At 54.4% G+C, this 10,971-nt stretch carries 20 protein-coding genes and 1 tRNA gene; 4 read left to right on the plus strand and 17 right to left on the minus strand.

Going from position 1 to position 10,971, the window contains the following annotated elements; all coding sequences use genetic code 11:
• Window positions 1–2: 2 nt before the first annotated feature.
• The 4 genes from apaG to Q0341_RS08470 are packed head-to-tail and all read left to right on the plus strand — an operon-like array spanning window position 3 to window position 2,375.
• Window positions 3–365, plus strand: coding sequence for a Co2+/Mg2+ efflux protein ApaG (gene apaG, locus Q0341_RS08455; protein ID WP_299512080.1), 363 nt, complete (start codon window positions 3–5; stop codon window positions 363–365).
• 38 nt (window positions 366–403) lie between these two features.
• A complete protein-coding gene (gene thiL / locus Q0341_RS08460) occupies window positions 404–1,366 on the plus strand; it encodes a thiamine-phosphate kinase (RefSeq protein ID WP_299512083.1) in 963 nt (320 codons plus the stop codon).
• A gap of 32 nt (window positions 1,367–1,398) precedes the next feature.
• The gene (locus tag Q0341_RS08465) at window positions 1,399–1,902 is read left to right on the plus strand and encodes a phosphatidylglycerophosphatase A (protein ID WP_299512086.1); all 504 of its coding nucleotides are present in this window, start codon (window positions 1,399–1,401) and stop codon (window positions 1,900–1,902) included.
• On the plus strand, window positions 1,902–2,375 hold the full coding sequence (locus Q0341_RS08470) for a CinA family protein (protein WP_299512089.1): 474 nt from the start codon (window positions 1,902–1,904) through the stop codon (window positions 2,373–2,375). Before Q0341_RS08465 ends, Q0341_RS08470 begins: the two co-directional genes overlap by 1 nt.
• Before the next feature lie 97 nt (window positions 2,376–2,472).
• Here Q0341_RS08470 and Q0341_RS08475 read toward each other — a convergent pair.
• From Q0341_RS08475 to rplX, 17 genes are all read right to left on the minus strand, one after another.
• A tRNA-Met gene (locus Q0341_RS08475) sits at window positions 2,473–2,549 on the minus strand.
• A gap of 18 nt (window positions 2,550–2,567) precedes the next feature.
• Window positions 2,568–2,954 (minus strand): 50S ribosomal protein L17, encoded by a 387-nt coding sequence (rplQ, locus tag Q0341_RS08480; RefSeq protein ID WP_299512091.1) that lies wholly within the window; start codon window positions 2,952–2,954, stop codon window positions 2,568–2,570.
• An 81-nt stretch (window positions 2,955–3,035) separates the two neighbouring features.
• A complete protein-coding gene (rpoA, locus tag Q0341_RS08485; protein WP_299512093.1) occupies window positions 3,036–4,028 on the minus strand; it encodes a DNA-directed RNA polymerase subunit alpha in 993 nt (330 codons plus the stop codon).
• Window positions 4,029–4,128: 100 nt separating this feature from the next.
• Window positions 4,129–4,752, minus strand: coding sequence for a 30S ribosomal protein S4 (gene rpsD, locus Q0341_RS08490; RefSeq protein WP_019427457.1), 624 nt, complete (start codon window positions 4,750–4,752; stop codon window positions 4,129–4,131).
• A gap of 86 nt (window positions 4,753–4,838) precedes the next feature.
• Window positions 4,839–5,243 carry a 30S ribosomal protein S11 gene (gene rpsK, locus Q0341_RS08495; protein ID WP_019429279.1) on the minus strand — a complete coding sequence of 135 codons (405 nt, stop codon included), beginning with the start codon at window positions 5,241–5,243 and terminating at the stop codon, window positions 4,839–4,841.
• Window positions 5,244–5,262: 19 nt separating this feature from the next.
• A complete protein-coding gene (gene rpsM / locus Q0341_RS08500; RefSeq protein WP_299512096.1) occupies window positions 5,263–5,628 on the minus strand; it encodes a 30S ribosomal protein S13 in 366 nt (121 codons plus the stop codon).
• Window positions 5,629–5,652: 24 nt separating this feature from the next.
• Window positions 5,653–5,766 carry a 50S ribosomal protein L36 gene (gene rpmJ / locus Q0341_RS08505; RefSeq protein ID WP_299512099.1) on the minus strand — a complete coding sequence of 38 codons (114 nt, stop codon included), beginning with the start codon at window positions 5,764–5,766 and terminating at the stop codon, window positions 5,653–5,655.
• 105 nt (window positions 5,767–5,871) lie between these two features.
• The gene (secY, locus tag Q0341_RS08510; protein ID WP_299512101.1) at window positions 5,872–7,191 is read right to left on the minus strand and encodes a preprotein translocase subunit SecY; all 1,320 of its coding nucleotides are present in this window, start codon (window positions 7,189–7,191) and stop codon (window positions 5,872–5,874) included.
• A 22-nt stretch (window positions 7,192–7,213) separates the two neighbouring features.
• Window positions 7,214–7,645 (minus strand): 50S ribosomal protein L15, encoded by a 432-nt coding sequence (gene rplO, locus Q0341_RS08515; RefSeq protein ID WP_299512103.1) that lies wholly within the window; start codon window positions 7,643–7,645, stop codon window positions 7,214–7,216.
• A gap of 10 nt (window positions 7,646–7,655) precedes the next feature.
• Window positions 7,656–7,838, minus strand: coding sequence for a 50S ribosomal protein L30 (gene rpmD, locus Q0341_RS08520; RefSeq protein ID WP_089951917.1), 183 nt, complete (start codon window positions 7,836–7,838; stop codon window positions 7,656–7,658).
• 14 nt (window positions 7,839–7,852) lie between these two features.
• The gene (gene rpsE, locus Q0341_RS08525) at window positions 7,853–8,371 is read right to left on the minus strand and encodes a 30S ribosomal protein S5 (RefSeq protein WP_299512109.1); all 519 of its coding nucleotides are present in this window, start codon (window positions 8,369–8,371) and stop codon (window positions 7,853–7,855) included.
• A gap of 17 nt (window positions 8,372–8,388) precedes the next feature.
• Window positions 8,389–8,754 carry a 50S ribosomal protein L18 gene (gene rplR / locus Q0341_RS08530; RefSeq protein WP_299512112.1) on the minus strand — a complete coding sequence of 122 codons (366 nt, stop codon included), beginning with the start codon at window positions 8,752–8,754 and terminating at the stop codon, window positions 8,389–8,391.
• Window positions 8,755–8,765: 11 nt separating this feature from the next.
• Window positions 8,766–9,299 (minus strand): 50S ribosomal protein L6, encoded by a 534-nt coding sequence (gene rplF, locus Q0341_RS08535; RefSeq protein WP_299512114.1) that lies wholly within the window; start codon window positions 9,297–9,299, stop codon window positions 8,766–8,768.
• Window positions 9,300–9,312: 13 nt separating this feature from the next.
• Window positions 9,313–9,708: a 30S ribosomal protein S8 gene (gene rpsH / locus Q0341_RS08540; protein ID WP_299512117.1), complete on the minus strand. Its 396-nt coding sequence runs from the start codon at window positions 9,706–9,708 to the stop codon at window positions 9,313–9,315.
• 19 nt (window positions 9,709–9,727) lie between these two features.
• Complete coding sequence (gene rpsN / locus Q0341_RS08545) at window positions 9,728–10,033, minus strand: 30S ribosomal protein S14 (RefSeq protein WP_026039637.1); 306 nt, start codon at window positions 10,031–10,033, stop codon at window positions 9,728–9,730.
• Between the two features lie 8 nt (window positions 10,034–10,041).
• The gene (gene rplE, locus Q0341_RS08550; RefSeq protein WP_299512124.1) at window positions 10,042–10,581 is read right to left on the minus strand and encodes a 50S ribosomal protein L5; all 540 of its coding nucleotides are present in this window, start codon (window positions 10,579–10,581) and stop codon (window positions 10,042–10,044) included.
• Window positions 10,582–10,583: 2 nt separating this feature from the next.
• Window positions 10,584–10,904, minus strand: a complete 321-nt coding sequence (gene rplX / locus Q0341_RS08555) for a 50S ribosomal protein L24 (protein ID WP_299512122.1) — start codon at window positions 10,902–10,904, stop codon at window positions 10,584–10,586.
• Window positions 10,905–10,971 lie beyond the last annotated feature (67 nt).

Consider the following 10,971-nt stretch of genomic DNA (forward strand, 5'->3'; position numbering starts at 1 on the left):
TGCTGCCCCACTACGTGGCAGACCAAAGCAACCCATTGCAAGATGTGTTCACCTTTGCTTATACCGTCACCGTGACCAACACTGGGCGCGTGCCTGTTCAGTTGATTTCTCGCCACTGGGTGATCCAGGATGAGCGTGGCCACAGCGAAGAAGTCAAAGGTCTGGGTGTCGTGGGCCAGCAACCTTTGCTTCGGCCCGGCGAAGCTTTTCAGTACACCAGCGGTTGCCGCCTCAAAGCCCCCAGCGGCACCATGGGGGGCAGTTACTTTTTTGTGGCCGAGGACGGGCACCGGTTTGATGCACAAATCATCCCCTTTGTGCTTGAATCTTCCAGTGCCATGCCTTCTGGGCGCACCCTGCACTGAGCCGGCTTGGGGCGTGACTTGCGGTTAAGCTCCTGCCCATGGGTGAATTTGAGCTGATCGAACGCTATTTCAAGCGCCGTCCGCGCCAAGCTGCGGTGGGCATTGGTGACGACTGTGCGGTCTGGACGCCGCTTTCTGGCCATCAAATGGTTTTTTCTGCCGATATGCTGGTCGAAGGTCGCCATTTTTTGTCTACCGTCAACCCCAGAGCGCTAGGGCACAAGGCTTTGGCCGTGAACCTGAGTGATTTGGCAGCTTGCGGTGCCACGCCGAGGGCTTTTCTGTTGTCCTTGGCCTTGCCTCAGGTTGATGAAGCTTGGCTTTCTGGTTTTTCTGAAGGTCTGTTGGCATTGGCTGATGCACACGGCTGCGAGCTGATCGGAGGCGACACCACTCAAGGCCCGTTGAATTTGGCCATCACCGTGATCGGTGAGGTACCGTTCGGCCAAAGCATTTTGCGCAGCGGTGCTCAACCAGGGGATGACTTGTACGTGAGTGGCCATTTGGGCGATGCCCGTTTGGCTCTCGAAGCTTTTCGCGGCTTGAGTCTGCCGCAGGCTGTTTTCGACCTTGCCAGGTCGCGCATGGAAACCCCCTCACCCCGGATCGCGCTTGGCCAAGCCTTGCGCGGCGTGGCCAGCGCCATGGCGGACATCAGCGATGGCTTGCTCGGCGACCTGGGTCACATTCTGAAAGCCAGCGGTGTTGGTGCAGAGATCGAGTTGACTGGCTTGCGCGATGTGATGCTCACTGCCAAGCTTTGGGCGTGCCCGCCTGATGTGCACCGCACCTGTGTGCTGTCGGGTGGCGATGATTACGAGCTGGTGTTCACCGCTCCTGCCCACCTGCGCGATCGGGTGCAGGCTGTGGCCCATGCAAGCGATACGCTGGTCACCCACATTGGCCGCATCACTCAGGCGGACACCTTGGTGCTGCGCGACGCCTCTGGTCAAGTTGTTCCGTGCGACCTGTCTTCTTACGACCATTTCGCTTCACCATGACGCAGATGACACCACTTTTGCCCCCCACGGCCATGTCAGGGCCCATTCGCCCAACAGCGGCTTTCATGTGGCGACACCCTGCGCACGCATTGGCTATGGGCTTCGGCTCGGGTTTGTCGCCCAAAGCCCCCGGCACCGTGGGTAGCCTGTGGGGCTGGGCATCTTGGCTGGTGATTCAAGAGTTTTTCAGCCGACCTGTGCAGGCGGCTTGGATTGGGTTGGCGCTTTTGCTGGGTTGGTGGGCCAGTACAGTCACAGCGCGCAACATGCGTGTGAGCGATCCGGGCGCCATTGTTTGGGACGAAATTGTGGCCATGTGGTTGATCCTGTTTCTCGTGATGCCCACCGGCTGGGTCGGTCAATTGGCGGCTTTTGCCCTTTTCCGATTTTTTGACGCCGCCAAACCTGGCCCCGTTGCCTGGGCCGATCAAGCGTTCAAAGGCTTCGGCTGGCGTGGCGGCTGGGGCATCATGTGGGACGATCTTGTGGCGGCCTTTTGCACGCTGCTGGTCATTGCTTTATGGCGGTGGTTCTGATGACCGACTTGACTGCATGTTTGGCCAATAAACTGACCAAACTGGACTGGATGATGGCCACCGCCGAGAGCTGCACAGGCGGCATGATCGCCGCGCAATGCACGGATTTGCCGGGCTCCAGTATTTGGTTTGAACGGGGATTTGTGACCTACTCCAATGCGGCCAAAACCGACATGTTGGGTGTCTCTTCGTCACTTATTCTTGAACAAGGCGCAGTCAGTGAGCCGGTCGCCCGGGCCATGGCCATGGGCGCTGTCGAATGTTCCCAAGCCCGCGTGTCCTTGGCCGTGACAGGTATTGCAGGGCCCGGGGGCGGCAGCCAGACCAAGCCTGTCGGCACTGTGTGGTTGGCTTGGTGCGTCAACGGCAAAGTCGATGCTGAGCTTTGCGTATTCGAAGGGGATCGCGCCAAAGTCAGACAAGCCGCTGCAGCGCAGGCGTTGATGGGGCTGTTCAAGCGGCTGCCGATCTGAAGCACGCCAACACAAGTGCAATCAAGGGCTGAAAAGCAGAAACAAAAAAAACCCTCTTGCGAGGGTATTTTTGCAATCAACAAAACTTGTTGAAAAATGGTTGCGGGGGCCGGATTTGAACCAACGACCTTTGGGTTATGAGCCCAACGAGCTACCAGACTGCTCCACCCCGCGGTATCTTTGAATTATACCTTACTCTGCTGCTGTTTCGGCAGAAGAATCACCACGGTCAACCAATTCAACCAAGGCCATCGGGGCATTGTCACCCACGCGGTATCCCATTTTCAGGATGCGAGTGTAACCACCGGGGCGCTTAGCAAAACGTGGGCCAAGATCGGCAAACAATTTGACAACGCTGTCACGGTCACGCAGGCGGTTGAAAGCCAAGCGCTTGTTGGACAAGCTGTCTTCTTTGGCCAAAGTGATCATCGGCTCAATGACGCGACGCAGCTCTTTGGCTTTGGGCAATGTGGTTTTGATGACTTCGTGCTCAATGAGCGAATTCATCATGTTGCGCAGCATGGCGAGGCGGTGCTCGCTGGTGCGGTTCAATTTACGGAGGCCGTGTCCGTGGCGCATGGTGCTTACCTTTCTTTATTAAACAGGCAGCCGTATCAGGTACTGCCCGTGCACACCCCGGAATTCTCCGGGAACTTCGTATTATCGCTTGTCAAGACCTGCTGGTGGCCAGGCTTCGAGCTTCATGCCCAAAGTCAAACCACGCGAAGCCAGAACTTCCTTGATTTCGTTGAGCGACTTGCGACCCAGATTAGGGGTCTTGAGCAATTCATTCTCAGTGCGTTGAATCAGGTCACCGATGTAATAAATATTTTCTGCTTTGAGGCAGTTGGCCGAACGAACGGTGAGTTCCAGTTCGTCCACAGGGCGCAACAAGATCGGGTCGAAACTGCCTGCACCACCGCGCACTGCAGGCGCATCAAACGCTGACAATTCACTGCCTTCGAGTTGTGCGAACACAGCCAACTGTTCGACCAAAATTTTAGACGAGGCGCGCACCGCGTCTTCGGCGGTGATGGCACCGTTGGTCTCGATTTCAATGACCAATTTGTCCAAATCGGTGCGCTGCTCGACACGTGCGCTTTCAACGGTGTAGCTCACGCGCTTGACCGGCGAAAAAGATGCGTCCAGCACAATGCGACCCAAGGCTTTGGTCGGCTCGTCAGCATAACGGCGCATGCTGCCTGGCACATAACCACGGCCTTTTTCAACCTTGATCTGCATGTCCAGCTTGCCGCCTTGCGACAAGATGGCGATGACGTGTTCAGGATTGATGATTTCAACGTCGTGTGGCGTCTGAATGTCGGCCGCAGTGACGGGACCTTCGCCGTCTTTGCGCAGACTCAGCGTCACTTCATCACGGTTGTGCAACTTGAAAACGACACCTTTGAGGTTCAACAAGATGTTGACCACGTCTTGTTGGACGCCATCGATGGAGGAGTACTCATGCACGACACCCGCGATCGTCACTTCAGTGGCCGAATAGCCGACCATGGAGGACAACAAAACGCGGCGCAGTGCGTTGCCAAGGGTATGGCCATAACCACGTTCAAAAGGCTCTAGCGTGACTTTTGCACGGTTAGGGGCCAGTTGTTCAACTTGGATGGCTTTGGGTTTCAACAGATTGGTTTGCATTCAGAATTCCTCTCAATACCCCCGGTCCGTTACACCGGTAAGGCTGATGAAGCACCCAGCCCACAATGCCTTGTGCGCCGGGAACAATTGAAACAGCGAATTAACGTGAATACAGTTCGACGATCAACGATTCGTTGATGTCGGCACCAAATTCGTCCCGGTCAGGAACTTTCTTGAAGGTGCCTTCAGCCTTGTCGGCATTGACTTCAACCCAAGCAGGCATGCCCACTTGTGCAGCCAATTGCAAAGCTTCAACCACACGGTTTTGCTTTTTAGACTTTTCGCGAACTGCCACCACATCACCGGCCTTGACCAGGTATGAAGGAATGTTCACGGACTGGCCATTCACGGTGATGGCTTTGTGCGAAACCATTTGACGGGCTTCAGCGCGCGTGGACCCGAAGCCCATACGGTAAACCACGTTGTCCAAGCGGCACTCGAGCAAAGCCAACAGGTTAGAACCTGTGTTGCCTTTGCGGCGATCAGCTTCGGCAAAATAACGGCGGAATTGCTTTTCCAACACGCCATACATGCGTTTGACTTTTTGCTTTTCGCGCAGTTGCAGACCGTAGTCAGAGGTGCGCTGGCCTGAAGTGCGGCCGTGTTGACCAGGCTTAGTGTCAAATTTAGACTTGTCCGCGATTGAGCGACGTGCGCTCTTGAGGAACAAGTCAGTGCCTTCACGGCGTGAGAGTTTGGCCTTGGGGCCGAGGTAGCGTGCCACTTGATTTTCCTTTATGCAGCTGCCGCATCAAAAAATGCGGGAGCCAGGCGATGCAAGCATGGCCTGGCGGTGGGCTTGGTTTGAAATTAGATACGACGGCGCTTTTGAGGGCGGCAGCCGTTGTGGGGAACCGGCGTCACATCGGCGATCGATGTGATGCGGATACCCAAAGCACCCAATGCGCGGACCGAAGATTCACGACCTGGGCCGGGACCTTTGATTTCGACGTCAAGGTTTTTGATGCCTTGTTCTTGCGCAGCACGACCAGCGACTTCAGAGGCGACCTGGGCAGCAAAAGGTGTCGACTTGCGTGAACCCTTGAAGCCCTGTCCACCCGATGAAGCCCACGACAAGGCGTTGCCCTGGCGGTCGGTGATCGTGATGATGGTGTTGTTGAACGAAGCGTGCACGTGTGCAATACCGTCTGCAATGTTCTTGCGGACTTTTTTACGGACACGTTGTGAGGCGCTATTCGATTGTGCTTTTGCCATGGTGGTCTCTCAATCCTGCTTATTTCTTCAGAGCCGCAGCACCTTTACGCGGACCCTTGCGAGTACGAGCATTGGTACGTGTACGCTGACCGCGCATTGGCAAACCGCGACGATGGCGGAAACCACGGTAGCAACCAATGTCCATCAAACGCTTGATGTTCATGGTGGTTTCACGACGCAGGTCACCTTCAATGGTGAACACAGCGATTTGGTCGCGAATTTTTTCCAGGTCACCGTCGGTCAGATCTTTGATCTTTTTCGAATAAGCGATGCCAGAAGCTTCGCAAATCTGTCGAGCGCGGGTGCGACCAATGCCAAAAATCGATGTCAAACCGATTTCGGTATGTTTGTGCGGCGGAATGTTGATGCCAGCGATACGTGCCATTTTCGTCCTCTTGTACTAATTCAATCAGCCTTGACGCTGCTTGTGACGTGGATCCGTGCAGATCACACGAACAATGCCGTTACGGCGAATGATCTTGCAGTTGCGGCAAATTTTCTTCACCGAAGCCGAAACTTTCATGGTTCTCTCCTAAAACTCATCGAAACCCAGACATCACAGACTGGGTGAAAATTGTGGCCTGACACTTGAAGCATCAGGATCTTTACAAACCTCGAACCAAGTCAATCAAGACTTGAAACTCGCTTTCTTTAAAAGCGAATCGTACTGTTGCGACATCATGTAGTTTTGTACTTGTGACATGAAATCCATGGTCACGACCACAATGATCAGCAAGGATGTGCCGCCAAAGTAAAACGGAACATTGTATTTCAGAATCAAGAACTCAGGCAGCAAACACACGAAGGTGATGTAAGCAGCACCAACTGCGGTCAACCGAAGCAAAATCTTGTCAATGTATTTGGCAGTCTGATCACCAGGGCGTATACCCGGAATGAAAGCACCACTTTTCTTCAAGTTGTCTGCTGTTTCACGGCTGTTGAAAACAAGTGCCGTGTAGAAGAAACAAAAGAAGATGATGGCCACTGCATAAAACATCACATACACAGGTTGTCCGGGCGCCAAAGCACTTGCCACATCTTTAAAGAAGCGAACAACCATGCTTTCGGACGAACCCGAGCTGAACCAACCGATGAGCGTTGCAGGCAGCAAGATGATCGATGAAGCGAAAATCGGGGGGATCACGCCAGCCATGTTCAGCTTGAGGGGCAAGTGCGACGATTGACCGCCATACACTTTGTTACCAACCTGACGGCGTGCGTAATTGACCAATATTTTTCGCTGGCCGCGTTCCACGAAGACCACGAAGTAGGTCACCAAAGCCACCACCACAATGATCAACATCGAGATCAGTGGGTTCATGGCACCAGTGCGAACCAACTCAAACAAGCCGCCCATCGCATTGGGCAAGCCCGCAGCGATACCAGCGAAAATCAAAATCGAAATGCCATTCCCCAAACCGCGCTCTGTGATCTGTTCACCTAACCACATCAGGAACATGGCTCCGGCAGTCAAACTCACAACAGCCGTTATACGGAATCCAAAACCTGGGTTGATCACCAGGCCAGCAGATGCTTCTAGAGCGACAGCAATACCGAAGGATTGAAAGATCGCCAAACCCAAAGCACCAAAGCGTGTGTACTGGGTGATCTTTCGACGGCCAGACTCACCTTCTTTTTTCATTTGCTCGAACATGGGCACCACATACGTCATCAGCTGCATCACGATGGATGCGGAGATGTACGGCATGATGCCCAGTGCAAACACTGTGAATCGAGACAACGCACCACCTGAGAACATGTTGAACAAGCTCAGAATGCCGCCTTGCTGACCGTTGAACAACTGCTTGAGCTGGTCAGGGTCGATTCCAGGAACTGGAATGTGTGCGCCGACCCGGTAAACCACCAACGCCAACAGCAAAAACATGAGCCGGCGACGCAAGTCACCGAACTTGCCTGCTTTGGCTGTTTGATTAGCGATGGTTGCCACGTTGTGTCTCGTTCTTCAAAATTCAGGCCACCGAGCCGCCAGCGGCTTCAATCGCAGCTTTGGCACCAGCTGTTGCACCGATACCAGTCAGCTTGACGGCTTTGGTCAATTCGCCCGTATTGATCACTTTGACCACCTTGGCGATTTGTGCAACCAAACCGGCTTGCTTCAATGCCAGCACATCTACTTCAGCCAAGTCCAAACGGGACAAGGTGGTCAAAGTGATTTCAGCGTTGTACTTGAGCAAATGTGATTTGAAACCACGCTTGGGCAAACGGCGTTGCAAAGGCATTTGACCGCCTTCGAAGCCTACCTTGTGGTAGCCGCCCGAACGGGATTTTTGACCTTTATGGCCGCGACCTGCGGTCTTGCCCAGGCCAGAGCCAATGCCACGACCAACGCGGCGAGGAGCGTGTTTGGAGCCTTCTGCGGGCTTGATGCTATTGAGTTCCATCATCGGCCTCTTAGAGAACTTTGACCAAGTAACTGATCTTGTTGATCATGCCGCGCACTGCGGGCGTGTCTTGCAACTCGCTCACAGAATTCAGCTTGCGCAAGCCCAGACCACGCACAGTGGCGCGGTGAGACTCTTTGGTGCCAATCGGGCTGCGAACCAGTTGGACTTTCACGGTAGATTGTGTCGTCATGTTCGTTCTCCGGTTCAGCCGAACAACTCTTCAACCGACTTGCCACGTTTGGCAGCCACGTTGGAGGCTGTTGTGCAATTGGACAATGCGTCCAACGTGGCACGAACCATGTTGTAGGGGTTGGATGAACCATGGCTCTTGGCCACGATGTCCGTGATGCCCACCACTTCGAACACAGCACGCATAGGACCACCAGCGATGATGCCGGTACCTTTGGGTGCTGGTGCCATCATGACACGGGCAGCACCATGGTGGCCGTGCACTGCATGGTGGATGGTGCCATTTTTGAGGTGCACTTTGGCGAGGTTGCGACGGGCTTCTTCCATCGCTTTTTGCACAGCTGCAGGCACTTCTTTCGACTTGCCTTTGCCCATGCCCACCTTGCCGTCGCCGTCACCGACCACTGTCAAAGCGGCGAAACCGAGGATACGGCCACCCTTGACCACCTTGGTCACGCGGTTGACCGCGATCATCTTCTCGCGAAGACCGTCTTCTGGACCGTCGTTCTGCGGTTTTGCTGTAAATTTAGCCATTTGTATCTCCGATCCGTTTAGAACTGCAGACCTGCTTCACGGGCTGCTTCGGCCAAAGCCTTGACACGACCGTGGTAAGCGAAACCTGCGCGGTCGAAGGCGACCTTCTCAACGCCAGCGGCTTTTGCCTTTTCAGCAATGCGCTTGCCAATGACTGCGGCTGCAGCGGCATTGCCGCCCTTGCCTGCGGCACCCAAGGCCGTACGCACTTCGGCTTCGGCTGTCGATGCGCTGGCCAACACTTTGGTACCGCAGCCAGAAATAACGCTGGCATAGATATGAAGGTTGGTACGGTTCACGGTCAAACGGGCCACGCCTTGCTGTGCAATGCGAATGCGTGTTTGGCGTGCACGACGGAGACGCTGCTCTTTCTTGGTCAACATGATGCAGCTCCTTATTTCTTCTTGGTCTCTTTGATCGTGATCTTCTCATCCGAATAACGGATGCCCTTGCCTTTGTAAGGCTCAGGGGGACGAACAGCACGGATCTCAGCAGCGATTTGGCCAACACGTTGACGGTCAGAACCTTTGATCACGATTTCAGTCGCGGTCGGGGTAGCCACCGTGATGCCAGCAGGCATGTCAATGTTGACAGGGTGTGAATAACCAACGGCCAGGTTCAATTTGGCGCCAGAAGCGGCCGCTTTGTAACCCACGCCAACCAAGTTCAGCTTCTTTTCGAAACCCTTGGTCACGCCATTCACCATGTTGTTCACCAGCTGTCGCAAGGTGCCGCTCATGGCGTTGGCTTCACGTGAATCGTTGGCAGGGGCAAAGCTCAGCTTGCCGCCTTCGTTGTTCACAGTTACCAGCATGTTGGCAGCGATGGCCAATTGACCACCTGCGCCTTTCACACTGATTTGATCTTTGTTGATCGACACATCCACACCAGCGGGGATGGTCACAGGCATTTTTGCTACTCGGGACATTCTTTTTCTCCCTTTAAGCGACGTAGCACAGCACTTCGCCACCGACACCGGCTGCGCGCGCTTTGCGATCGGTCATCACACCTTGAGGCGTGGTGACAATAGCAACGCCCAAGCCGTTTTGGACTTGAGGAATCGCATCATGGCCTTTGTACACGCGCAGGCCAGGGCGGCTCACGCGTTCGATGCGCTCAATAACTGGGCGACCGGCGTAGTACTTCAGGGCAATTTCGAGAACGGACTTGCCGTCTTCGGTTTTGACTTGGAAACCGTCAATGTAGCCTTCATCTTTCAGCACTTGAGCAATGGCCACCTTCACTTTGGAAGAAGGCACCATCACGGCAGCTTTGGCCACCATTTGTGCATTACGGATGCGGGTCAACAGATCGGCAATAGGATCACTCATGCTCATGTTGTTATCTCCTGCCGATTTACCAGCTGGCCTTGGTCACGCCCGGAATGTGGCCTGCAAAGGCTAATTCACGGATCTTGGCGCGGCCCAGACCAAATTGACGGAACGTACCGCGTGGGCGACCAGTGATTTCACACCGGTTGCGTTGACGGGTCGGGTTAGCGTTGCGAGGAAGCTTTTGCAAACCCAGACGGGCAGCTGCACGCTCTTCATCACTGCGCTTGAAATCATTGGCAACGGCCTTCAATTCCGCGTATTTTTTCGCGAATTTAGCTGCCAGTTTTTCACGCTTGAGCTCGCGCTCGATCAAAGCTACTTTAGCCACGTGGCACCTCAGTTCTTGAAGGGGAAGCGGAAAGCTGTCAAGAGCGCTTTGCACTCTTCGTCAGACTTGGCCGTGGTGGTGATGCTGATGTTGAGACCGCGCAAGGCATCCACCTTGTCGTACTCAATCTCAGGGAAAATGATCTGCTCTTTGACACCGATGTTGTAGTTGCCACGGCCATCAAAGGCGCGGCCAGAAATACCACGGAAGTCACGAACACGCGGCAAGGCCACGGTCACGAAACGGTCCAGGAATTCATACATCTGAACGCCGCGCAAAGTCACCATGCAACCAATGGGTTGTTGTTCACGGATTTTGAAACCAGCGATCGCCTTCTTGGCTTTGGTCACCACAGGCTTTTGGCCTGCAATTTTGCTCAAGTCGCTCACGGCGTGGTCCATGACTTTTTTGTCAGCCACAGCCTCAGAGACACCCATGTTGAGTGTGATCTTAGTGATGCGAGGAACCTGCATAGGTGACGTGTAGCCAAATTTGGCTGTCAGGTCAGCAGCGATTTTTTCGCGGAAGATTTGTTGCAGACGTGCCATGCTCATGCCACCTTGATTTCTTCGCCGCTGGACTTGTAAACACGAACGCGTGTTCCGTCAGCTTGCAGCTTGATGCCCACGCGATCAGCCTTACCTGTTGCGGCGTTGAAAATCGCCACATTGGATTGGTGAATCGGCATGGCCTTTTCGATGATGCCGCCAGTTGTGCCCTTCATGGGGTTTGGCTTGGCGTGTTTTTTGACGATGTTGATGCCGTCGATCAACACGTGCGAATCGCTGGCGCGCAGCGACACTTTGCCGCGCTTGCCTTTGTCACGACCTGTGATGACGATGACTTCGTCGCCTTTACGAATCTTGTTCATGGCGAGTCCTTACAGTACTTCAGGGGCCAAGGACACGATCTTCATGAACTTCTCGGTACGCAATTCA

Origin of the sequence: uncultured Limnohabitans sp., assembly GCF_937889215.1 — a bacterium.
In the GTDB taxonomy this organism is placed as follows: domain Bacteria; phylum Pseudomonadota; class Gammaproteobacteria; order Burkholderiales; family Burkholderiaceae_C; genus Limnohabitans_A.